Source organism: Levilactobacillus tongjiangensis (assembly GCF_003946345.1).
Lineage (GTDB): Bacteria > Bacillota > Bacilli > Lactobacillales > Lactobacillaceae > Levilactobacillus > Levilactobacillus tongjiangensis.
In genome coordinates this window covers 64,198-88,268 of the sequence record NZ_RHNY01000006.1, presented here as the reverse complement: position 1 = coordinate 88,268, position 24,071 = coordinate 64,198, and the positions used below count along the sequence as shown (strand labels likewise).

The following is a 24,071-nucleotide window of genomic DNA, read 5'->3' as shown; positions in this document are numbered from 1 at the left end:
CAATAGTAGCTGACACCAGTTCGAGGTCGAAGTCCGTAAGTTTTTAATTACTATCGACTTCTGCCAAAATCAGCAAGGCAAAAGCCGGCGTTAACCAGGTCTTACTTCACGTTCTTCCAAGAATGGTAGTAAGTACCACCATTCCCACTAATCATCACGCGGACCTTCTTACCCTTAACCCGTTTTGTCGATAAATAGTTGAAGTCAGCGTCATCCTGGTTAGCCGAGTAGAATCCAAATATGGCCCGCGTCTTCTTATGTAGTCTTATCTTATCGTGCCGTACGAACAAGTGACCATTTTTCAGATGCCGCGTTTTCTTCCAAGCCCCTGCGCGCTTATCCTTCTCATACCAGGTGACCGAATGCTTTTTAACAATCAACTTTCGATAATGGATATACGGCAGCTTCCCATACCAAGTCCCGTGCGCCTTAACTGGCGTTGACCGGGAGTATGGTCCCGGAATATTGGTCTTCTCAGCACTGGCCGTCGACGTCACTGCTAACGCCAATCCCAAACCCACAAATAACGCTACGACACCGATCATTAAGTGACTAATCTTTTTCATCATCTAACTTCTCTCCATTCTTTACGTATCTATTCTATTTGACGTTCTTCCAGGCATGGTAGTTCTCACTCCCGTTAGCATCCACCATGACGGGAATCGTCTTACCTTTGACTTTGCGCGTCACCATAAAATGAAACGCATTGCCCTTTTCCTTGGCCGCATAGAACCCAAACATATGTAACGTTGTGGGACCCTCCGTCAGGTTGAAACGATAGACATACAGATGCTTACCCGTCAGCCGCCGCCACCGTTTCCAACTAGCCGACCGCTTGGCCTTGAACGACCAAGTCACGGTATGCTTCTTGACCACCGTCTTGAGGTAGTCCGCATGCTTGATGTGCGTGTACCAAGTCCCCCGCGCCTTGACTGGCGTCGTATGGGTATACGCACCCGGCAACGTCTTAGCCGCTTTAGCCGGGGCCACCGGTGCCACTGCGAGCACCAGCCCGAGTATTAGTGCCAATCCGCCACCAAGCTTAAATCTATTCCAATTCATGAATCGTCGTCTCCTTCATAACGCTATGTATTGCTGTGTAGCTAGGCTTACTTGCTTATTATACGCAATCGTCACGACATAGTTTGACATTTAGCCTTCAAAAATTGCAACAATCGCTTATGTTTTACAAAAAAAACACCAGTCGCGTAAACGACTGGTGTTTCTGAATGGTACTAGTTGCGACGGCGTTCTGGAATCCGCGCTGCCTTACCGTTAAGTTCACGGAGGTAGTAGAGCTTAGCACGACGTACACGACCTTGACGAATAACGTCAATTTTAGCAACACGTGGGGAGTGTAATGGGAAGATCCGTTCCACACCGACACCGTTACTGATCTTACGTACAGTGTAAGCTGCTTGGATACCAGCACCCTTACGCTTGATTACGACACCTTCGAACAATTGGATACGTTCGCGGGTACCTTCGACGATCCGGGCGTGAACCCGAACAGTGTCTCCGGCACGGAAATCTGGAACATCGTCCCGTAATTGTTCTTGGTTGATCTTAGCAATTAAATTGTTTTGGCGCATAATATATTCTATCCTTTCGCCAACATTCATTCTCAGTTTCGACAGCGGAATGTTGTTTCTGTGGCTAAACAGCCAAAAGTAAGTGTACCATATCCGAAAATGCCTGTAAAGGTTATTTTCTTGACTCCTTCTCAGCAGCCTGACGTTCTTCCTCTTCGATCCGAACGTCCGCCAGCAAATGCTTCTGCTGCGTCGTGAGTCGACGGTGGTCAATCAAATCGGGCCGACGTTGATACGTCCGCCGTAGGGCTTCCTTATCGCGCCATTCGTCGATTTTACCGTGATTCCCACTGATCAACACATCGGGTACCTTCATTCCTCGGAAGTCCGCTGGCCGCGTATATTGCGGGTATTCCAGCAAGCCTGATGAGAAAGAATCGCCGGGTGCTGATTCAGAATTGCCCAGCACACCAGGCAATAACCGCACCGTGGCGTCAATCATGACCATGGATGCCAGTTCGCCCCCGGTCAACACGAAGTCTCCTAAGGAAACCTCATCCGTCACCAGTGTCCGAATCCGTTCGTCATAGCCCTCGTAGTGGCCGCACAGGAAGGTTAAATGTTCCTCGTGGGCAAACTCTTCGGCCACGTGTTGATTGAACGTCACGCCGGCTGGATCCAACAGAATAACCCGGCCCTTAGGCAAACCCTCAGCCGCCGCCTGTTCCTCGGTCGCCTTTAAAGCATCGAAGATGGGTTGTGGTTGGAGCAACATTCCTGCGCCCCCACCAAATGGGTAATCGTCTACGTTACCGTGCTTGTTCGTTGAATAATCCCGAAAGTTGGTAACGGGCATGGTCAAATGACCATTTTCAATGGCCTTGCCAACGATGGAGTCGTGCATAGGACCAGAGAACATATCCGGAAATAGGCTTAACACATCAATCCGCATTACTCGAGTCCCTCCATTAATTCAACGATCACTTGACCAGCGTCAAGGTCGACTTTTTTCACAACGTCGTCGATCTTAGGCAGCAACAGGTCATCCTTCCCAGGACGCGCAACGACCCAAACGTCGTTCGCCCCTGGTGACAAGATTTCCTTGATTTCGCCCAACTCTTCACCGTCTTCAGTAACGACCTTAAGCCCCACGATTTGGTGATAGTAGTATTCGCCGGGTTGTAAATCAGCGGTTTCTAACTCGTTGTCAGTCACCTTCAACGTGCTTTGTTTGTAAATTTCCACGTCATTGATCGATGGTTTGCCTTCAAATCCTAACAGATAGAAGTTCTTGTGCTTGCGCATTGTGGCAACCGTCAGCGTAACTGGTTTACTCTGCCCTTTTTGAAAGGCGTACAGAGTTGAACCAACAGCGAAGCGGCTCTCAGGGAAGTCCGTGGTCGCAATGATCCGGACCTCACCCTTGATGCCGTGGGTGTTTACGATGGTTCCCACCGTATAATAAGCCATATGATTGGCCTCCTTAGTCGTTTATTTATCTACGAATGGTGCAAACTAACTCGTCCCACCACATTTAATTATTTGAAATACGTTATTTTTAGTTGTGATCTAAAGGTTGAAACTTTGCAAATACCAATTAGCCAACTCAGTCGTATCCCTTGCCTTTCCGGCCGCCAGGGGTGGTGCCAACTGTGAAAACGGCGTTGGCTAGCGTTTTTTTGCTAGCCTAGGCCGTGGGCGTCTTTCAGACACGTGGTCTGCGTGGCTAAAAAACAAGCGAGAAGCCCGTTCTTTGGCTGAAGCGTCCCCACAGTAGGCACCGCCCCTGGCCACCGGAGAGCGCCAACTTGATGGTACAAAAAAACTCGAGGAAACGTTGCCGCCTCACTCGAGAGTCTTTGTCGGGCGGTCATCAATGATGAGTCGCACCCGTTTATTACCTTGCACACGGACGCTGTAGACGATCGTACGAATCGCCTGCGCCACACGGCCTTGTTTACCGATTACCCGTCCGACGTCATCGGGGTTCACGGCTAACCGATATTCGTAGAACCGTTCCGTCTCGACCGGCGTTACCACCAGGTCTTCCGGATGTTCAACGAGTGGGCTAACAATTGCTAGAATTAATGCCTTAAAATCGGTCATCGCTAATCACTACTTCTTAGTGTACTTAGCTTCGTGGTATTGCTTCATGATACCCGCGTTAGAAAGTAAAGTCTTAACCGTATCTGAAGGTTGAGCACCGTTGTTCAACCAGTTCATGATAGATTCTTCCTTCAACGTGATTGAAGCTGGTTGGGTAACTGGATTGTACGTTCCAACTTGTTCGATGAAACGACCATCACGAGGGCTCCGTGAATCGGCAACCACAATCCGGTAGAATGGGCGCTTCTTTGAACCCATCCGCTTTAAACGAATCTTAACTGACATGTAGACACCTCCTGTATTTCTTTCAACGAATAATAATATACCAGTTTATAGATATGATGTAAAGGGTTTTTTCTTTACACCTTGAAATTAATCAAAATCCTGGCGTAACCAAGCCACATCATCGGTCGTCAAGAACTGCCGATTTACCGCGATCCATTTCTGCACGGACCCGTAATCATCAAAATCTAGTCCCTTTTCAGATGGCTCAACCACCTGCAGGTCCCGGGCGAAGGTCAGGTCGGCCACGGTAATCGGTGCTTGAAAGAGTGGATTCTCTTCAGCCCGTGCCGCCCATTCACCATCCAAGATGGCCCGGGCATTGCGATAGACCGCCGTTTGCTTAATGACCGCTCGTAATTCAAATGCCGTTAAAGTCTGTCTCATTTCTGTCTCCTTAACCGTTGCCACTGTGGATCAGCTGCTAGACTCACGACGGTTCCTGGTGCTTGTTGCACCGAGAATTGGCTAACTGGGCTCGTCAATAACCACACCAGTGTCGCGGGCAATGTCGGTCGCAATTTTTGCTCCCCATAACCGTCCGTCAAGATAATCACCAGTTGTCCCACATTCCCCGCCATAATTCGGGGCAATGCATCCAAAACTGCTTGAAATCGGGTGCCACCCCCACCCGTCCGGATTAGCTGCTGTGGGCGCCTCTCCAGCGTAAAACTGTGGGTGAGGTCAACGACCGTATCAAACGGGTAGACGGTCACCTGGGCCGGGTAAACGGCCAACAGTGACGTCAATTGACCTAATAGGTAACTAACCTCCCGATTGCCCATGGAACCGGACTCGTCCAAAAAGACAGCGACCTTACGCCACGTTTGGACGATTTCTCCGGGTAGCTCCATCCGCATCGGTTGGCGACGATTGAACCGACCGTACGCCGGTTGCCGGCCTGCTGGAACCTGTCCCAGTCCCCGTTTCAATAAGCTCCGCCAATCCAACGGCTGAGTAGCCACAATGGGTGTCAGTGCCGCTCGGATACTACCGGGCAACGTTCCCCGCTGCTTCGCGGACAGAGCCGTGCTGGCACTCTGGAAGAGGTCTGAACGCCACTGTTCCCGGCTGGCAGCGTCTTGATCAACAGCCACTGACCAGCCCGTGTGACCATCCTGAACCGGTAGCTCTGGCAAACGGCCCGGGCCACCAGCGGCTAACTGCTGGTCGGTGGCCCGGTGGTCGGCTTGCCACGTCCGCAGCTGCCGCAAGTAAACGGCTGAATCCTGTTGCGGCGCCACAGGTCGACCCATAACGGCCGCTAATCGGCGACTGGTCACCGCTTGGGCGGGCAAATCAGTTAGATAGTCATTGACTGCCGCATCCGTGGCCCACCGAACTAGCCCGGCCTGAGCAGATGTCTGCACGGCCTGAGCGTAACGGGTCGGATGCTGCCACAGCAGGTGCAACACGGTGTGCCGGAGCATCGCCAACCACTGTGCCCCCGTCCAATCAGTCTGAACGATGGCTGTGGGACTCACGGCCACTTGCCATTCCGACACCGCTGCAGTTAAGGCAATGGGCGTAGCACCCGCTTCTAATCGCAGCGTAAGTCGGCTGAGTGCCCGGCCGTAGAAGGGATCGTGTTGTAAGAGGTACATCACCGAATTGTGGTAGAGAACCCGCGTGACGGCAACCGCGTCTTCACCGGTCGCCCGCCGCACACGTTCTAAGTCTTGCGTCAAACTGGTCATGATCTACACCTCGATTTGGCTACCGCGCAACCCAATCTGTGTCAGTAAGCCATACAACTGAGCCACCCCAGGATGGGCGGTCTGAGCCGCCGCCAAATTTTCCAACAAGTCTGCTTGATCCGCCATGGTCTGGGCAATTGCAAACTGGCCATCGGCCGGACAAACGGCTAATAGGTCTGCAAACCGCTGACCATTTTCGTTACGAGTCAACGGCCGCTCACTGGACTGCAAGCAATTCTGTAGAATCTGTTGCTGTTGTGCCGCTGAGAGCGTCTTCATCGTCGCCACTGCATCTGGTAAAGTCATCGCCTGTTCGACCGTGAGGCCCGGCCGGTGTTGCGTCAGAAAACCAGCAAAAGCCGTGCCGACCGTCATGCCCAAATTCCCCTGCATGATGGCCGCCACGACTGCTGACTGATTAAAGAGATGCTGTGCGTCAAGTTCCTGCACCGCCCGCGAGACCCGTTCCCAGGCCCGTGGTGTGGGTTGCAGGTCATCGTCGGTAGCGTTGTCTACGCCCACCACGTGCAAGTCCGCCGGATTCTCAGTCAGATACTGCGTGACCAGTGGTGTCACACGGGGTTGACCAGCAACCTCCGTCGTCGCCCACTGCAACCATGAAGCAGTATCCGCCTGAAGGACCAGGCGCGTCGTTCGGTCGGCAATGGCCGCATCCCCGGGGGTGACTCCGTAGTGGCTCTGGGCAAAGCCGGCCATTGTAGCATCCGGATTTTCAGCTAGGAGCAGGTGCACCTGGTCGGGTAATTTCAGCGTATTGATCTGCCGTTGCAACACCAAGTTCATCAGCTCGCTTTGAACGGCCTGCGACCCCCGGTTGAACTCATCCAAAAACCAGATGATCTCCTGTTGCGGGTGCGCCTCGGCATAGCGAATCATGGCAACCAACGTGTGGGAGTACCCAAACTGCACGTCGGCTAATGAGCCGTACTGGGCCGTTTGCACGAAGGAATCGGCGGTCAGTGGCGGGACTGGAATCACTAGGTCGCCCTTTTCCACTAAACTCACGACCGTCGTGAAAAGTTTTGCCTGGCGTTGTGCCGCTAAGTCGGCCACTAACGCGGATTTTCCGATACCGGCCTCACCCACGATTGTTGGCACGCTGCCACTTGCTAAGATTACCTGAGTTGCCTGTAAACAGGCCTGATAAGTCAATGCCACCTAAACCGCTCCTTCCAAATAACACGATGCTTTATTTTAACACGCGACGTCGGAAGAATTTAACAATTTCCACGATAACGATCATCAGAAACGAAGCCAGGAGAACAATGCCCCATTGGAAACCATCCAAATGAGCAACGTGGAACATGCTGTTTAAGCCAGGCACCAGAATGGTCATGGCTAACAGGGCAAAGGCAATCACAATGGCCCAGTTGAAGAATTTGTTCTTAAACAAACCAACCGTGAAGATGGACCCGTGAATCGACTTGGAGTTAAAGGCGTGGAACAGTTGAATCAACCCTAACGTCGCAAAGGCCATGGTCAAGGCATCGGCATGGGCCAGTTGCGTCGCCTGATGCACGGGGTAGGTAATGGCTAACCAGTAGACGCCTAACGTAATGGCCCCTTCCAGCAGGCCCTGGTAGACGATACCACCGAAGACCCCACCGGAGAAGAAGTTCGACTGTCGGCCCCGTGGTTTTTGCTGCATAATATTCTTTTCCATGGGTTCGACCCCTAAGGCAATCGCTGGCAACGTGTCGGTCACCAGGTTGATCCACAGGATATGCACGGGCGCTAAGATCTGCCAACCCAGCATGGTCATCATGAAGAGTGTCAGTACTTCCCCCAGGTTGGCGGAAAGCAGGTACTGGATGGCTTTCTGAATGTTGGCAAACACCTTCCGGCCCTCCTCGACCGCCACCACAATGGTGGAGAAGTTGTCGTCGGCCAGGACCATATCACTGGCCCCTTTGGAAACCTCGGTCCCAGTGATTCCCATCCCGATACCAATATCGGCGGCCTTCAGGGCGGGAGCATCGTTGACCCCATCCCCGGTCATGGCCACGACCTTACCGTGCTTCTGCCAGGCATTCACGATACGAACCTTGTGTTCTGGCGCGACCCGTGCGTACACCGCGTAGTCGCCCACTTTTTTTGCAAATGTGTCATCGTCCATGTCGTCCAACTCGGCCCCGGTGATCACCGCGTCGGTCTCACCCTTGTCGATGATCCCCAGCCGCGTCGCAATCGCTGCGGCCGTATCTCGGTGGTCACCGGTAATCATCAGTGGTCGAATTCCGGCGGACTTGGCATCGGCCACGGCTTGAGCAACTTCTGGTCGTTCAGGGTCGATCATGCCGACCATCCCGGCCAAAATCAGGTCATTTTCAACGTTGGTGGACGTCATCTCTGTCGGAACCTCATCCACGATGCGGTAGGCAAACGCCAGGACCCGTAAGGCCTGTGTCGCCATGTCATGATTGGTGTTAAGCACCATCGTGCGTTGGGCAGCGGAGAACGGGTTGATTTCACCGTTCAAGCTCACCCGCGTCACCCGCTTTAACAGTTCATCGGGCGCACCCTTGACGGCAATCAGGTAGCGACCATCCGCCAACGGATGCACCGTGGACATGAGCTTACGTTCGGAGTCAAACGGAATTTCGGCGACCCGGGGCCGGTCGGCTAGGACCCGTTCCACCGGATACTGCCGGTCCAGCTGATACTGAACCAACGCCGTTTCGGTCGGGTCTCCAGCCAAGCCATCCGTGGTAATTTTAGTGTCATTACTGAGAATCATGACCTGCGCCAGTCGATTCTCCTGGTCAAAATCTACGCTGTGTGCGTCTAGTAAGTCCAGGTTTTCGTAGACCTTTTCCACCGTCATCTTATTTTGCGTCAGTGTCCCAGTCTTATCCGAAGCAATGATGTCCGTACTCCCCAACGTTTCAACGGCGGGTAACTTCCGGACAATGGCGTGCCGTTTGGCCATCCGTTGCGTCCCTAAAGCCAACGTAATCGTCACGATGGCGGGCAGGCCCTCAGGAATGGCGGCCACGGCGAGCGAAATGGCAGTCAATAACATGTCGATCAGGCTCTCAGCTTGACGCCACATCCCCATGCCAAAAACAATCGCGGCAATCACCAGAATTAAAATGGTGAGTGATTTCCCTAACTGCGTCAAGTTGGCCTGTAGCGGCGTGGTGGTTTCATCGGCGGCTTCGATCATGCCAGCGATACGACCGACCTCCGTCTGCATCCCAGTGGCAACGACGACCCCGGTGGCCCGACCATAGGTAACGTTACTGTTCATAAAGGCCATGTTGGTTCGGTCCCCAATGGCGAGGTCAGCGGCTGCCAGAGTGCCGGCGGCCTTTTCCACTGGCACGGATTCCCCGGTCAGGGCGGATTCCTCGACCTTGAGGGAGGCCACGTCGATCAGTCGCAGGTCGGCGGGGATGATGTCCCCCGCCTCTAGCAAGACGATGTCGCCGACTACCAACTCGTCGCTCTTGACCGTCAAGATTTGACCATCCCGTTGTACGGTGGCGTTAGGGGCTGACATCTCTTTCAGAGCGCTGATGGCTTCCTCCGCCTTGGCTTCCTGAAAGACCCCAAAGATGGCGTTCAGAACCACCACAATGAGGATGATCACGGCGTCGACCACTTCGCCAGTCAACCCAGCAATCAGGGCCGCTACCAACAACACAATAATCATAAAATCTTTGAACTGTGCGATAAATTTCTGCAGCATCGACGTTGTCTTCTGTTGGTTAAGGGCGTTACGCCCGTGCTGCGCCAATCGTGCTTGAGCTTGCGCGTCAGTCAGGCCCTGCTCGCTAGTCTGTAAGTCCTGGTAGATTGCGTCGACTGTCTGCTGATACATCGGCATTTTTGCCATATGGCATTTCCTCCTGAGGTGTACGGTAAGCTCATTTTCTCTTGGCCTTGGCTAAAAGAAAATGAGACCTACGCGTGCACACAAATAATTGTGAACACACATAAGTCTCACTATTTAAGACAATCCCGGATTGGCGGCTCATAAGCCATGCTGCCAAAAAAATCTTGCTGACGGGTATTGCCGCAGAATCGTTCTGCTAGTTACTCCCTTATGGTTGCTGTGAGGATAGTATACCGGAATTTTTTGACGCCGTCTACATAAATAGCCTAATAAATGTTAATAATACTTATTATGTCGATAAGTAACTGCCATGAATGTTAACTGATTTCTTGTCGCCTAACCCCATCCCAACGGGGTTTAGCGGCTCAAAGGCCGCCAATATTATACCGTTAAAAAAACAGGAACTCAGCACCAGTCTTCTGGCACCGAGTTCCCGATCAGCACGGTCTACTTGCGCTTCTTACGCTTCAACCGCTTCTTCTTATTCTTCTTCATCTGGCGAGACATCCGGTTCATGGCCATCTTTTGCATCCGGCCACTGATACCGCCGCCACCCATACCGGTGTTACCCATCAGCTGTTCCATACCAGACATGTTTCCCTTGGAGACCTGATTCATGGTCTTCTTCATCTGGTTGAACTGCTTGATCATCCGGTTAACTTCGTGGATTGGCCGACCAGCCCCAGCAGCGATCCGTCGCCGGCGTGAAGGGTTCAATAAATCCGGATTAGTCCGTTCCTGTGGCGTCATGGAATACACGACGGCCTTCAGGTGGTCCATATCCTTAGGATCCATTTGCACGTTCTTCATGGCTGGGTTATTGGCCATCCCTGGAATCATCTTCATGAGGTCTTCCATTGGCCCCATCTTCTGAATCTGGGCAATTTGGTCCAAAAAGTCGTTGAAATCAAACGAGTTTTCTTGAATCTTTTCGGTCAATTCCTTGGCCTGCTTCTCGTCGTATTCCTTCTGGGTCTTTTCAATCAGGGAAAGCATATCCCCCATCCCCAAGATCCGAGACGACATCCGGTCTGGATGGAAGACATCCAGGTCGGTCATCTTTTCCCCTTGACCAATGAACTTGATTGGCTTGCCAGTCACGGCCCGGATAGACAGTGCGGCACCACCACGGGTGTCCCCATCTAACTTGGTCAAGACGACCCCGGTCACGTCCAGCTTTTCGTTAAATCCTTCCGCAGTTGCGACGGCGTTTTGCCCAGTCATCGCATCAACGGTCAACAGAATTTCATCAGGATGGGCCAACGCTTTGATGTTGGCCAATTCATCCATCAATTGTTCATCAATTTGTAACCGACCAGCGGTATCAATGATCACGTAATCGTTGTGATTTTCAGCAGCCTGAGCCAGCCCTTGCCGCACGATTTCTACGGGGTCAACGTCAGTCCCCAACTGGAAGACGGGCACGTCGATACCTTCAGCCACCTGGACCAATTGGTCAATGGCGGCTGGCCGGTAAATATCGCCGGCAATCATTAATGGCCGAGCGTTTTCTTCGTTCTTCAGCTTTAGAGCCAACTTGCCGGCAGTCGTCGTCTTCCCGGCCCCTTGAAGCCCAACCATCATGATGATCGTTGGAATCTTGTCGGACTTATTCAGGGGAACGGCTTCTTCCCCCATCGTTTTAGTTAATTCTTCGTCAACAATTTTGACGATTTGTTGCGCTGGGTTCAGTCCTTCGAGGACGTCGGCCCCCATCGCCCGGTCACGGACCTGCTTGACGAAGTCCTTGACCACGGTAAAGTTAACGTCGGCTTCGAGTAAAGCCAACCGGATCTCACGCATCGTTTCCCGTAAATCACTTTCGGAAACGCGGCCCTTGCCCCGTAGTTTGCGCATTGCGCCTTGTAGTCGTTCGGTTAATCCTTCAAACGCCATTCGTATTGCCACCTAACTTTCATTGTTCTTCTAGATTTTCTAAACCCGCAACCAACCGATTCAATTTGGCATCGTGGGGGTAGTTAGCCGCCACGTACGACTGAATTTCATCAGCCTGTTGATTGCGCGCTGTAAATTCTTGATAGAGATGCAGTTTACCCTCATAATCTTCGAGGATTTTTTCGGTTCGTCGCAAATTATCGTATACCGCCTGCCGGCTGACGTTGAATTCTTCAGCAATTTCACCCAAAGAATAGTCGTCACCGTAATACAGTTGCATATAGTTGTTCTGCTTCGCGGTCAACAACGGTTGGTAGAACGCAAATAGGGAATTAATTCGATAGTTTTTTTCGATTTCCATGATTGGTCCTCCCACATAGTTACACACTCTACTAGAATACTGATTTTTAGCGGTTTCGTCAATTTTTTTCGCGTACTTTACGGTAACTAGAGAGTAGAAGACAAGGCGGTTAGTCAATAGGCCTTAACATAGATAGACGAATACTCCTGATCTCAAAATGTTTATCCGTCTGAGTTAAGCGGAGATGACTACCGTTTGTCGCCCGTTGCGACTATTTACGTTCGGAGCGAAAAAGGACGCATCTTTTTATCACAAATGATTAATTAACGTGTGTTAACTTTGAGGAACCCTAACAGTTTATTCACAAGGTTTAAAAAGATGAAGCGGACTCGGGAGTAATCTCCAAGTTCACTTCATCTTTTTAAATTCTACATCACAAAGAAATTTTACTTAGCAGGTTCGAGGTAAATGTAGGCATCACCACGGTTAGAGCCTTCGTCACCCCAGCCATTTTGTGCACTACTTCTCCAATGCTTTAACATCGATCAGGCCCTTGAACAACCCGTAAACAAACTCGTTGGGATCAAACGGCCGCAAGTCAGAAATCTGTTCACCCAACCCAATAAACTTCACCGGTACGTGGAGTTCATTACGAATGGCCAAAACAATTCCCCCACGGGCTGTCCCATCCAACTTAGTCAGGACAATACCGGTCACATCGGTTGATTCTTTAAAGAGTTTGGCCTGAGTCAAGGCATTCTGACCAGTCGTGGCATCCAGTACCAGCAAGACTTCGTGTGGCGCATCTGGAATTTCACGGGTAATGATGCGTTTCATCTTAGCCAACTCATTCATCAAGTTGACCTTATTTTGCAGCCGACCAGCGGTATCGACGAAGAGAATGTCGTAATCCTCTTCCTTCGCCTTTTTCACGGCATCGAAGACTACCGCAGCGGGATCTGATTGTGGCTTGCCCGTCACAATATCCACGTCTGCTCGCTTGGCCCAGACATCCAACTGTTCAGTCGCCCCGGCCCGGAAAGTATCGGCAGCGGCCAGTAAGACCTTCTTGCCGTCTTGATGGTAACGGTTCGCCATCTTCCCAATCGTCGTCGTCTTCCCGACCCCGTTGACCCCGACAAATAGGATCACGGTTGGACCAGAGCTGGCCACGTTCAGCGCAGTACTTTCATCGTTACCGGCCGCATCGTAGATTTCAACCAGTTTTTCAACCACGACGTTTTGAACGTCGGCGGACTTTTTAGCATTTTGTAATTTTACTTCATCGCGTAACTCATCACTGAGTTTAACGGCCATGTCGAAACCAACGTCGGCGCCAATCAGGGTTTCCTCAAGGTCATCGAAGAAGCCTTCATCCACGTGGCGGAAGTTAGCCAGTAAAGCGTTCAGGCGTTCACCGAACGTCTTGCGCGTCTTCTCCAACCCCTTGTCGTAGAGCTGTTCATCGGTCTTTTCGGCCGGTTCACCGGTTTCAGAATCATCAGTCTTCGTGGCTGGTGAGTCTTCCTTAGCCTTGTCGACCGAAGACTCTTCAGCCGGCTGATTCTCAGTTGGTGCTTCACTAGTTACACCATCTTCAGTAGTGGCGGCCACTTCATCAGTAGCTGGATCGTCTACTGACGGTGCAGCACTGTTGACAACTGGTTCAGAAGATACCGGAACATTGGCTGCCACTGAAGCTTCAGCAGCACTAGTTGCCGCAACACTAGCCGGTTCAGTAGCCGCCGTGCTAGTGGCTGGTGCTTCACTAGTAACCGCAGAACTAACTGGTGCCGCGTCAGACGATGCCACCTCATCAGTCGATTCAGGTTGTCCAGTCGCAGAGGACGATGGGGCTGTTGCCATCCCCGCATCGTTAGCCACGCTAGACTCAACGGGTATTTCACTCGTAGGCGTTTCTACTGGCGCTTCACTAGCCTGGCTTGCGGGTTCTTTCTTAGCCCGGCGACGAAAAATATCAAATAATCCCATTAGGATTGCTTCCTTTCCTGAGTGGTTTCTTGGTCAAGGTCCACGGCGACCATCTTGGAGACGCCGGACTCTTGCATGGTCACCCCGTAAAGAATATCGGCTTGCACCATGGTTTCCTTCCGGTGGGTGATCACGATAAATTGCGTTTGATCTTGGAATTGGTGGATGTAGCGGGCAAACCGCGTCACGTTAGCGGGATCTAACGCGGCTTCCACTTCATCCAGAATACAGAACGGCACGGGTTGCACCTGTAAAATGGCAAACAGTAGTGTAATGGCCGTCAACGCCCGTTCACCCCCAGAAAGGAGCCCCATGTTCTGGAACTTCTTGCCAGGTGGCTGGGCCATGATGTCGATTCCAGTGGTCAGGAGGTCGTCCGGATCGGTCAAAACTAATTCGGCCGTTCCCCCGCCAAACATCTGGCGGAAGGTTGCTGTAAACTTAGCCGCAATGGCGTCAAAGCTTTGCTTAAACCGGCGCTTTACTTGGCCATCCAATTCCGTCATGGTCGTGTTTAACTGTTCCTTGGCCGTCAAAAGGTCGTCTCGCTGCTTAGTCAGGAAGTCATAACGTTCCTTCACTTCCTGATATTCATCAATCGCATTGAGATTGACCGGCCCAATTTCATCCAGCCCCCGCTTCAGTAGCTTCAACTGGACGGCTAAATCATCGGCTGGCATATCACTAACGTCTTGTTCAGCGGTGGCCAGACTCAACTGGTACTTTTCAGATAATTGATTTTGTTGCTGGTCGATCAAGGATGACAACCGGGTCTGTTTGATTTGTGCTTGTTGCAACTCATCGTTAGCCAGTTGCAGCAACCCCGTGGTCCGCTGATTGGCTTCCTCAGCCGCAGCCAACGCATCGTTCGCCGTCGTCAACGCATCGTTAGTCGTTGCCAACTGCGTTTCGATTGCCTGACGATCAGCCTGAGCCCGCTTTAACTGGGCTTCGGCATCGGCTGGCGTCTGGGCCTGTTGCTCAGCCAATCGTTGCAGGCTAGCCGTCACATCAGCCACAGCTTGTTGATCGGTTGAAATCGTATCCTGCAATGTCTGTAGTGCCTTGGTCTGTTGTTGATGGCGCTCTTTGGCCCCGGCCAGCCACGTCTGCTTAGCGGTCAATGCCGCTTGCTTCTGAGACTGTTCGGCGGTGACCATGGTGATTTGCTGTTGCAGCTGTTTGACGGCCTGCTCAGTCGTTTCAACCTGTTGCTCACCGGTGCTGATTTGCTGAGCCAATTGACTATCCTGTTGATCCGCGTCGCTGTCCTTAGCCTGTTGAATCTCCAACTCAGCCGCTTGGACCTGACGGTTAGCCTGTTCCAACGTGGTTTTAGCCGTGGCTAGGTCGTCATCTAACTGACGACACTGCGGCTGTAACTCATTGATTGTCGTTTGTAGTGCTTGGCTACGTTGCTCGCTGGCCTGAAGTTCCGACCGTTCGGCTTTGATTTTCGCTTCCTGAGCATTCAACTGCTGCTGCATGGTTTGAATCGACGTTTGCAGCTGTTGGAGTTCCTGTTGTTGCCGCAACACACTGCTGTGGCTCTGACGCGACTGCCCCCCAGTAATGGCCCCACTCGCACTGACCACGTCTCCAGCTAAACTGACGACTCGGTAGCGGTGATGGATGCGTTGACTGATGGCGACGGCGCTGTCCAAATCGGCAGCAAGAATCGTCGTTCCCAGCAAATACCCAAGAATTGCCTGAGCGGACTGATCAATTTTGATCAAGTCACTTCCCACGCCGAGGAAACCAGACATGCTGTGTAAGAGTTGCAGGGTGCTGTGGTCAATTTGCCGGCCCCGCACTGTGCTCAGTGGCAGGAAGGTCGCCCGACCGGCCCGGTGCTCTCTCAGATAGCCGACAGCCGCCTTAGCGGTCGTTTCATCGTCGACGACCACTTGTTGCAGCTGACCGCCTAAAGCGTACTCTACGGCCGTCGTATAGCGTTCAGGGACCTGTAGCAGTTCAGACACCGCTCCCAGTAATCCCCGGAAGTGCTCCCGTTGCTTCAGAATCGCCCGAACACCCTGGTAAAAGCCTCCGTATTCGGCCGAAGAAGCCTGCTGACTAGCAGCCTTGGTCTGCGCGCGCTGGTAGACCTCCAGAGCAGCTTGCCAATTATGCTGCAATTTTTGAAAGTTTTGTTGATGTTGTTGGTACTGACCGGCCTCGGCATCCAGAGCTTGTTCCGCCTGATTAAGGGCGTCCTTTTTCTCCTGTGCCTGTTGCGTTAAAGTCGTCGCCGCAGACTGTGCAGTCTGCGCCCGTTCCTTAAGTTCGGCCAGTTGCTTAGCCACTCGTTTCCCCTGTTTTTGCAGGCGCTCCTGGTTCTGTTGCAAATACTGTTGTTGATTCCGCCAGTTAGCCACACTTTGCTTCTGATCGAAGTAAGTTGTGCGCAAGTCCTCCAACTTTTGTCGCAGGTTCGTCAAGGTCTTCGGATCCGTATCATGGGTCAGTTGGCGGGCCTCTTCCTTAGCAGTTTTCATGGCTGCAGCGAGTTCGCTGACTGACTCTTGCGCGTTTTTTACTGACGCCTCATTTTGCTTAATTTGTTCTTGCAACTCAGCTAATTGGTTGGTCAGCCGTTGGCGTTGTTCATCCTGATGCTTTTGTTGCTCACCGGACAAATTGAGTTGGCCTTGACTCTGCTCCACCTGTTGTGTAGCGGTAACTAGTTTAGCCTGTAAGGTGTCTTTCTGACCTAACAGCGCTGCCTGTTGTTGTTTTAACCCTTGCACGGTAGCGGTCTGCGCTTGTTCAGCGTTTTGGTGAGTCGCTACTTGATCCTGTTTTTCCTGAACCTGGGTATCGGTCGCCGTCTTTTGTTCGAGCTCCGCATGCAGTTGCCGCACCAATTGCGTTCGGTCCAACAGAGCATACCGCTTCTGTTGGTCCAGATAATCTTGCGCCAAGTTGCTTTGTTCTTCCAAGGGTTGAATGCGTCCCTCGAGCTCAGCGATAATATCCTCCACCCGGTGCAGATACGCCATCGTATCGTCTAGTTCCCGCTGCGCTTTTTCCTTGTGCTTGCGGTACTTGTAAACGCCGGCCACTTCTTCTACAATGCTGCGTCGTTCCTCAGGTTTGCTGTTAAAAATGGCCTCGACCCGCCCCTGAGAAATAATTGAAAAGGAGTCCTGGCCCATCCCGGAATCCATTAAGAGCTCCGTGATGTCCTTTAGCCGGCAACTCTGACCGTTCAACTGGTAATCGCTCTCACCGTTGCGGTACAAGACTCGACTCAGTGTGAGCTCAGTATAGTCGCTCTTTAAATAGTGGTCACTGTTGTCCAGCGTAATGGATACCGCCGCTCTATTCAGTGGATGCCGATCTGCCGAACCCGCAAAGATAACGTCGGGCATCTTACTCCCCCGTAGACTCTTCGCAGACTGCTCCCCCAAAACCCAGCGGACAGCTTCAGAGATATTACTCTTACCACTTCCGTTGGGGCCGACGATGCCAGTCATTCCCGGCAAAAAGTCAATTCGAGTCTTATCCGCAAAGGACTTGAACCCACTTATTTCTAATGTCTTTAACCGCATCGTTAGTCATCCTTACTCTACTTCAAATTCGCTAACGCATTCCGCGCTGCATTTTGTTCCGCATGTTTCTTAGAGTGTCCGTGGCCCTCACCTAACAGCTTGTCGTCCACGTAAACGGCCACTTTGAAGGCTCGGTCATTGTCGGGACCCTCTTCGTCCAAAAGCCGATAATCAATGGCCACTGGCCCATTCTTTTGAACCAATTCTTGCAGTTCCGTCTTGTGGTCAAAAAACTCGTCAAACCGACCTTCATCCAGCTTAGGAAAGACCACGGTCGTTACAAATTCGACGACTTTATCCAAGCCCTGATCCATATACAGAGCGCCGATAAAGGATTCGAAGATGTCACATAACAGGGAATCACGTTCTCTGGCTTTGGCCTTTTCTTCACCGCGACCTAACCGAATGTACTGGTCAAAGTGGCATTCACGCGCAAAACTAGCGAAGCTGACCTCGTTGACCATGGCAGCCCGTAGACGGGTCAAACGCCCCTGGGGCATCTTAGGGTAACGCCGGAAGATGTAGTTGGAAACGACCAGCTGCATCACCGCATCCCCTAAAAATTCAATTCGTTCATAAAATTTCAAACCCTGGTTAGGATGTTCGTTCACGTAAGAGGCTTGCGTAAATGCTTCGTCCAGCAAAGATTGATCTTTGAAATGGATGTCAAAGTTCTCTTCTAATTCTTTATTTAATGCCGCTATCACGCGTTACTTCCCTCATTTCTGTTTAAATCCAAACTTGCTCGTCATCAGATTGAAAAAGCCCGGGACGAAAAGTTGCGGCCCGGACTCGCTCAGTGCTTATTTTGATTCTTTTTGATGGCCTTCGATGTAATCTACCACTTCGCCAATGGTATTCAACTTCTCAGCATCTTCATCGGAAATCTCGGCTCCAAACGTATCTTCCAGTTCCAAAACGAATTCAACGAAATCGATAGAATCCGCATCCAAGTCCTGCTTGAAGTTGAGTTGTTCGTTGATGGCATCGCGGTCGGTTTCAAACCGATCGGCAATGATATCAGCAATCTTGTCAAAAATTTCTGCTCTTGTCATGTTTTACCCCTCGCTCACAGTATTCAATAAGTAGTCTAACCGTTTTAGCCACCCTTGTCTAGCCAATTATAGGCCTAACGACAGAGGTTGGTGTGGAACCGTGTTGCTGGGCCGATTTTAGTAGTCAAGTAGGTTGACCAAGCTGATTGGTAGTACCAATGAAATTGTCTTGTCCGACTGAAAATCAACTGCAAGTACTAATACCATACTCAGATTTAGACCAAATTCTATAGCAGACCAGTCATTGATTAATCCTACAAGCTCTGTAGATTGACTTGAAAATATACCTAAACATCCAAATCAATAAACTAGCTTAATTACTCAGTCACATCAAAGCACCCAGATAAAGGTTGAAAGTTCGAAAACCATTATGAAACCAAGAATAGTAAGACGTTACGGACTTAAAATTAGTCTCATCCAGCCACCGGCAGCGGTCAGAGATTCCACCTGCTGTGGGGAACGCCTGCGGCCTGAAAACCGGTCCTTCGTCTCGGTTTGAAGCCTGGAAAAAATCACCAATCTTCAAACACGTCCCACGCTGTAAGCCGAAAATCGGCTAACACCGTCGACACAGCAGGCTCCACCTCTGACCGCCTCCGGTTAAACGGGTTCTTGGAAACTAAGCTAGTTTAAATACCCGATTCTTGTTGTATCAGTCACAGTGGGCGTTTCAGTGCTTTCAACCTTTAGTTACTCAGCTAAAATAGCCGGAGGTTGCCAGGACAGGTACCAGCAGTGTCGGTAATGTTGGTTCGGGCGAATTTCCCGGACTTACATTGCCGGACAAGCTTTTAGATTCTCATGGTTTTCGAGAAGCTAAAAGTTGAGCTGAAGGACCGCTCCTCAGGCCGGAAGCGGCCCCACTGCCGGTGCCTGTCCTGACAACCGGAGGCGGAAAACTCCTACTTGCAGCCTTTGACCTAGCAACTAGTGGTTGAAACTATTTCAAAGATTCCTTCAGTGCTGCCATCTGCTCGGTATGATCAGCAAAGTAAGTCACCAGCTGATCGGCACTATGGCTAGCTAACAGCTCACGAATCTGGCCAATCGTATTCTTAACGGTTGGCGCTTTGGTTGACCCATGGGTCTTTACCACGGGCGCCTTCAGTCCCAACAGAACGGCACCACCATATTGCGAGTAGTCCATGGCACTCTGCACGTTCTTGAAGACAGGCTTCAAGAGACCGGCACCTAACTTGCCACCCAGGCCGCCACTCATGATTTCACCCTTGATCAGCTTCAGCATGGACAACGCGGTTCCTTCAATGGCCTTGAGCGTTGCGTTTCCAGTAAACCCATCGGTCACGACCACATCGGCCGCACCGTTTAAGAGTTCACGAGATTCGACATTCCCAACGAAATTCAAGTCGTCCATACCGGACAAAGCTTCGTAAATGGCTCGATGCGCCATGTCACCCTTATCAGCTTCGGTCCCGTTGTTCAAGAGACCCACCCGTGGCTTGGCCACGTGCATGACAGACTGCGCGTAATACTGGCCCATAACGGCGTACTGGACCACGTTAAATGGCTTCGTATCAGCGTTAGCCCCCACGTCCAACATCACAAAACTCGATTGATCTGGCTTACGCAAGACGGGAAGGGTGGTCGTCAGACCTGGCCGCTCGATACCCTTGATCCGACCAACAATCAATAAGCCAGCTGCCAAGACGGCCCCGGTATTGCCGGCAGAGAAGAAAGCATCCGCCTCACCTTCCCGAACGGCCGTCGCAGCCAGTACGATGCTAGACTGCTTTTTACGGCGAACGGCCCGAACGGGTTCATCCTCCATGGCAATGACTTCGGGCGCCGGAACTAAAGTGATCCGGGTCTTATCTTGCAAGAGTGGTGCCACTTTTTCTTCTTGACCGTAGAGTAAAAATTCTAGGTCGGGGTAGGCATCCCGTGCGAGTTCGATTCCTTTAACAATTTCATCTGGGGCGTAGTCACCGCCCATTGCGTCAACGGCAATTTTCATGAGTAGTCTCCTTTGGTTAATCCATCGTCATATTTTTGTGGGCGGTCATACTGAGAAAGGCCGCCAACGCTAAGTTTTGATCCTTATCTGCCCAGTTTGGTGACGACACCGTTTCCTTAGCCGCCTGCTGAGCTGCACTCAGAATGTTGAGATCCGCCACGGGATCACCCACTTTGAAGTCAGGCACTCCGGACTGCTTTCTTCCCAGAATATCACCGGGACCTCGTAATTCCAAATCCTTTTGAGAAAGAACGAAGCCATCGTTGGTACTGGTCATAGTTGTCATTCGTTCAATAGCCAACTGATTTTTGGGGTCAGCAATCAGGATACAAGCTGACGCTCTTGAACCCCGACCAACCCGGCCACGCAACTGATGCAACTGTGAGAGTCCAAAGTGATCGGCGTCGTAGATGATCATCAACGTGGCGTTCGGGACATCGACCCCCACTTCAATCACGGTCGTTGCCACTAACACTTGAAATTCATTGGCCTTAAACGCAGCCATGATGGCATTTTTTTCGTCATCTTTCATCCGGCCGTGTAGCAGACCCACCTTATAATCGGGTTCAAACTCTTCCTTGAACCGGGCATAGATGGCCTCCGCATTTTTCATATCAACGGCCTCAGATTCCTCAATCAATGGTGTGACCACGTAGGCCTGAGAACCCGTACTGAGTTCTGCTTTGACCTCACGCAACGTGGCGTCCACTTGATTGCTCCGAATCCAGCTCGTCTTGATCGGTTGCCGACCGGCTGGCAGTTCGTTGATGACTGACACATCCATTTCCCCGTAGGCCGTGATGGCCAGTGTTCGGGGAATGGGGGTCGCCGTCATTGCTAAAACGTCCGGTTGCTGGCCCTTTTCGCGCAGCGCTTGCCGCTGATTGACCCCAAACCGGTGTTGTTCATCGATTACGGCTAGGCCTAAATGATGATAAGTCACTTCCGGCTGGATCAGGGCGTGGGTCCCAATCAAGAGGTCCACTCCGCCCTCAGCGATTTGTGGTAACAGCGTCTTACGCGCCGCAGCCTTGGTGGCCCCCGTTAACAGGGCTACGTTCACCGGAAAATCAGCAAACAACTTGGCCAGATTATTGGCATGCTGTTCGGCTAAAATTTCCGTGGGCGCCATCAGCGCAGCTTGCGCACCAGCAGTAATGGCGGCATACATGGCAATAGCCGCCACCACGGTCTTCCCACTCCCAACGTCCCCCTGCAACAGTCGATTCATGTGAACGGGACGCTTCAGGTCGAAACAAATTTCGTTGACCACGCGCTTTTGCGCTGCAGTCAGTTCGTACGGTAGTGAGTCAATAAATGCCTTTAACTTCGCCAGGTCGTAGTGAAAAGCCTGACCGTGCAGCGTGTGATCTTGCTGCCGAACGATTTGTAGACGTAATTCAAAGAGGTAAAATTCCTCGAACTTCGCCGTTCGCCGGGCTGCCTGGGCCGCCGCATCGTTCGCTGGAAAATGCATGTCGTGAATCATTTCGCGCCGATGTAACAGCCGGTATTGCTCACGTAAGGTCTCTGGAATTAGGTCAACAATCACCGGCGAATAGTCCTCATAGGCTGATTCCACCAGCTTTTTGACGGTTCCCTGGCGAATTTCCTTGTTAGCCGGATAAATCGATTCCATTCCGCTGTCCGCACTAGCCAAGATCTTCATTCCCGCTAGACTCTGTCGTTTCGCATCAAAACGGCCATAGATCACCAATTCTGCTCCCACTTCCAACTGATCCTTGAGCCAGGGCTGGTTAAAGAAGGTCACCGGAATAATCGTGTGTTCATCGACTAGTAACCGAAAATTCAAGCGATTTTTCTTCCGACCGAACCGTGTTAGAACGGGCATAGCGGCCACGGTTCCTTTGAGGGTGACCTTGGCCTGATCCGTCAATTCAGCGGGATCCTTGGCCTCCAAGTCCTCATAACGGAAGGGAAAGTAGGTCAAAAGATCGTTGATATTTTCAATATCCAGACTCTTCAACGCCTGAACGCGTTTGGGGCCCACCCCAGCTAGGGTGGCCACACTATCGCTTAAACTTGCCACTGATTTTCCCTCCCATCATCGCTAACTAATGCGAAAAAAAGACTGGACCATTAGCCCAATCTTTTTTCGTACACCGGTTATTCAACCGAAATCAAGAATGGGTAAACCGGTTGGTCCCCTTCATGAACTTCTGTTTCTAAGTCATCGTCCAACGCTTCGACCTGTTCTTGCAATTGTTCTGCAACTTCAGCCGTCGTATCGGCACCATAAATAATCGTTATAATTTCACTTTCATCATCGAGCATGGCTTTGACCGTGTCGACCGCCGTGGTCAAAAGATCCGCGTCGGTTACCTTGATCGTTCCATCAACGATTCCCATGAAGTTGCCTTCCTTGATGTCAAACCCATCAAGTTGGGTATCACGAATGGCATGCGTTACCTGACCGCTCTTAACAGCTGACAGGTTGTCTTCCATTGCTTCTTGGTTTTCGTCTAACTCGGCATCTGGATTGTAACCCAGCATAGCTGTCATCCCTTGTGACACCGTCTTAGAATGTACAATGACGGCTGGCACATCGGCGACCTTGGCTGCTTGTTCGGCAGCTAAGAAAATATTCTTATTGTTAGGTAAGACAATGGCCCGCTTAGCCTTGCTTTGGTTGATGGCATCCACGATGTCTTGCGTACTTGGGTTCATAGTCTGACCACCGTTAACAACGTGGGTCACACCCAAACTCTTGAACAACGTCGCTAACCCGTCACCAGCAGTAATGGCAATGATGGCCGTATCAGCAGGCGCTTCTTCAGCAGTTGCCGTAGCAACGGCAGATTCAGCGGGGGCTTCATCATGTTCCATGATGGTTTCCTGTTGCATCCGCATGTTATCGACTTTGACCTTAGCTAAGTCCCCAAATTCTTGGCCCCAAGCAATCACTTTGCCAGGGTGTTCCGTGTGGACGTGGACCTTGACAATTTCGTCATCGTTAACGACCAGTAAGGAATCCCCTAAGTTAGCCAGGTAGTCGTAGAAGGTATCGTAATCAAAGTCATGATCAACCTGCTTACCGCGGCCAATACGAACCATGATTTCGGTACAGTAACCGAATTTGATGCTGTTAGGATCAAGTTTCCCTTGCACACTCTGGTGGTGGGTCGCATCGATCATTTCATCCATTTCGGCGTCGTCAGGCTTGTAGTCGCCCTCTTCAGCGACACGACCGTTCAGAGAGTCATTGAAGGCTTCCAAAACAAAAGTCAGCCCTTGACCACCGGAATCGACCACACCCACTTGCTTTAAGACGGGGAGTAAGTCTGGCGTCGTCGCCAAAGCAGCTTTGGCCGCTTCAAAGACGGCATCCATCACAGCTAAGACGTCGTCAGACTTCTTAGCTGTGTTTAAGCCGGCCTGTGCGCCTTCACGCACAACAGTCAGGATAGTTCCCTCAGTTGGCTTCATAACAGCCTTATAAGCTGTTTCTGCACCAGCTGCGAAGCCATCTGCTAAGTCTTGGGCCGTTAAAGTTTGCTTGTCAGCCAATTTCTTAGAGAAACCACGGAAAATCTGGGATAAAATGACCCCAGAATTCCCACGAGCTCCCATTAACAGTCCTTTAGCTAAAGCGGTTGCTAATGCCCCAACGGCAGTGCTGTCCAAGTCACGTTCGTACTTGGCCCCACTCTGCAGAGAAAGGCTCATATTGGTTCCCGTATCCCCATCTGGAACAGGGAAAACGTTTAGTGAGTTAATAAAATCGGCATTCTGGTTTAGTTTTTGCGAGGCGGCTTGGACCATCTTACCAAACTCAAGATTAGTAATTTCTGTTACTTTCAA

General features: G+C 51.3%; 20 protein-coding genes. All 20 read right to left on the bottom strand.

Annotated features, from left to right (window positions below; all coding sequences use genetic code 11):
- Window positions 1-101: 101 nt before the first annotated feature.
- The 20 genes from EKM75_RS04845 to EKM75_RS04750 all read right to left on the bottom strand — a co-directional run bounded on the left by EKM75_RS04845 (window position 102) and on the right by EKM75_RS04750 (window position 24,071).
- On the bottom strand, window positions 102-569 hold the full coding sequence (locus EKM75_RS04845; RefSeq protein ID WP_125692568.1) for a hypothetical protein: 468 nt from the start codon (window positions 567-569) through the stop codon (window positions 102-104).
- A gap of 31 nt (window positions 570-600) precedes the next feature.
- Window positions 601-1,062 carry a hypothetical protein gene (locus EKM75_RS04840; protein ID WP_125692567.1) on the bottom strand — a complete coding sequence of 154 codons (462 nt, stop codon included), beginning with the start codon at window positions 1,060-1,062 and terminating at the stop codon, window positions 601-603.
- 173 nt (window positions 1,063-1,235) lie between these two features.
- The gene (rplS, locus tag EKM75_RS04835; RefSeq protein ID WP_125684004.1) at window positions 1,236-1,592 is read right to left on the bottom strand and encodes a 50S ribosomal protein L19; all 357 of its coding nucleotides are present in this window, start codon (window positions 1,590-1,592) and stop codon (window positions 1,236-1,238) included.
- Window positions 1,593-1,704: 112 nt separating this feature from the next.
- On the bottom strand, window positions 1,705-2,484 hold the full coding sequence (gene trmD / locus EKM75_RS04830; RefSeq protein ID WP_125684007.1) for a tRNA (guanosine(37)-N1)-methyltransferase TrmD: 780 nt from the start codon (window positions 2,482-2,484) through the stop codon (window positions 1,705-1,707).
- On the bottom strand, window positions 2,484-3,002 hold the full coding sequence (gene rimM / locus EKM75_RS04825; protein WP_125692565.1) for a ribosome maturation factor RimM: 519 nt from the start codon (window positions 3,000-3,002) through the stop codon (window positions 2,484-2,486). The genes trmD and rimM overlap by 1 nt, the downstream gene beginning before the upstream one ends.
- 375 nt (window positions 3,003-3,377) lie before the next feature.
- The gene (locus EKM75_RS04820) at window positions 3,378-3,638 is read right to left on the bottom strand and encodes a KH domain-containing protein (RefSeq protein WP_125692563.1); all 261 of its coding nucleotides are present in this window, start codon (window positions 3,636-3,638) and stop codon (window positions 3,378-3,380) included.
- A 9-nt stretch (window positions 3,639-3,647) separates the two neighbouring features.
- Complete coding sequence (rpsP, locus tag EKM75_RS04815; protein ID WP_020088982.1) at window positions 3,648-3,923, bottom strand: 30S ribosomal protein S16; 276 nt, start codon at window positions 3,921-3,923, stop codon at window positions 3,648-3,650.
- Window positions 3,924-4,010: 87 nt separating this feature from the next.
- On the bottom strand, window positions 4,011-4,307 hold the full coding sequence (locus EKM75_RS04810; protein WP_125692561.1) for a hypothetical protein: 297 nt from the start codon (window positions 4,305-4,307) through the stop codon (window positions 4,011-4,013).
- Window positions 4,304-5,617, bottom strand: coding sequence for a vWA domain-containing protein (locus EKM75_RS04805; protein ID WP_125692559.1), 1,314 nt, complete (start codon window positions 5,615-5,617; stop codon window positions 4,304-4,306). The genes EKM75_RS04810 and EKM75_RS04805 overlap by 4 nt, the downstream gene beginning before the upstream one ends.
- 3 nt (window positions 5,618-5,620) lie before the next feature.
- On the bottom strand, window positions 5,621-6,796 hold the full coding sequence (locus tag EKM75_RS04800; protein WP_125692557.1) for an ATP-binding protein: 1,176 nt from the start codon (window positions 6,794-6,796) through the stop codon (window positions 5,621-5,623).
- Window positions 6,797-6,827: 31 nt separating this feature from the next.
- Window positions 6,828-9,476 carry a cation-translocating P-type ATPase gene (locus tag EKM75_RS04795; RefSeq protein WP_125692555.1) on the bottom strand — a complete coding sequence of 883 codons (2,649 nt, stop codon included), beginning with the start codon at window positions 9,474-9,476 and terminating at the stop codon, window positions 6,828-6,830.
- A gap of 447 nt (window positions 9,477-9,923) precedes the next feature.
- Complete coding sequence (gene ffh, locus EKM75_RS04790) at window positions 9,924-11,372, bottom strand: signal recognition particle protein (RefSeq protein ID WP_125692553.1); 1,449 nt, start codon at window positions 11,370-11,372, stop codon at window positions 9,924-9,926.
- A gap of 19 nt (window positions 11,373-11,391) precedes the next feature.
- On the bottom strand, window positions 11,392-11,733 hold the full coding sequence (locus tag EKM75_RS04785) for a putative DNA-binding protein (RefSeq protein ID WP_125684023.1): 342 nt from the start codon (window positions 11,731-11,733) through the stop codon (window positions 11,392-11,394).
- A gap of 459 nt (window positions 11,734-12,192) precedes the next feature.
- Window positions 12,193-13,665, bottom strand: a complete 1,473-nt coding sequence (gene ftsY, locus EKM75_RS04780; RefSeq protein ID WP_125692551.1) for a signal recognition particle-docking protein FtsY — start codon at window positions 13,663-13,665, stop codon at window positions 12,193-12,195.
- Window positions 13,665-17,219, bottom strand: a complete 3,555-nt coding sequence (gene smc, locus EKM75_RS04775) for a chromosome segregation protein SMC (RefSeq protein ID WP_125692549.1) — start codon at window positions 17,217-17,219, stop codon at window positions 13,665-13,667. Before smc ends, ftsY begins: the two co-directional genes overlap by 1 nt.
- A 17-nt stretch (window positions 17,220-17,236) precedes the next feature.
- Window positions 17,237-17,926, bottom strand: a complete 690-nt coding sequence (gene rnc / locus EKM75_RS04770; protein WP_125684029.1) for a ribonuclease III — start codon at window positions 17,924-17,926, stop codon at window positions 17,237-17,239.
- Between the two features lie 96 nt (window positions 17,927-18,022).
- On the bottom strand, window positions 18,023-18,274 hold the full coding sequence (gene acpP / locus EKM75_RS04765; RefSeq protein ID WP_125684031.1) for an acyl carrier protein: 252 nt from the start codon (window positions 18,272-18,274) through the stop codon (window positions 18,023-18,025).
- 940 nt (window positions 18,275-19,214) lie between these two features.
- Window positions 19,215-20,249: a phosphate acyltransferase PlsX gene (gene plsX, locus EKM75_RS04760; protein WP_125692547.1), complete on the bottom strand. Its 1,035-nt coding sequence runs from the start codon at window positions 20,247-20,249 to the stop codon at window positions 19,215-19,217.
- Between the two features lie 16 nt (window positions 20,250-20,265).
- Window positions 20,266-22,299, bottom strand: coding sequence for an ATP-dependent DNA helicase RecG (gene recG / locus EKM75_RS04755; protein ID WP_125692545.1), 2,034 nt, complete (start codon window positions 22,297-22,299; stop codon window positions 20,266-20,268).
- A 77-nt stretch (window positions 22,300-22,376) separates the two neighbouring features.
- On the bottom strand, window positions 22,377-24,071 hold the full coding sequence (locus tag EKM75_RS04750; RefSeq protein WP_125692543.1) for a DAK2 domain-containing protein: 1,695 nt from the start codon (window positions 24,069-24,071) through the stop codon (window positions 22,377-22,379).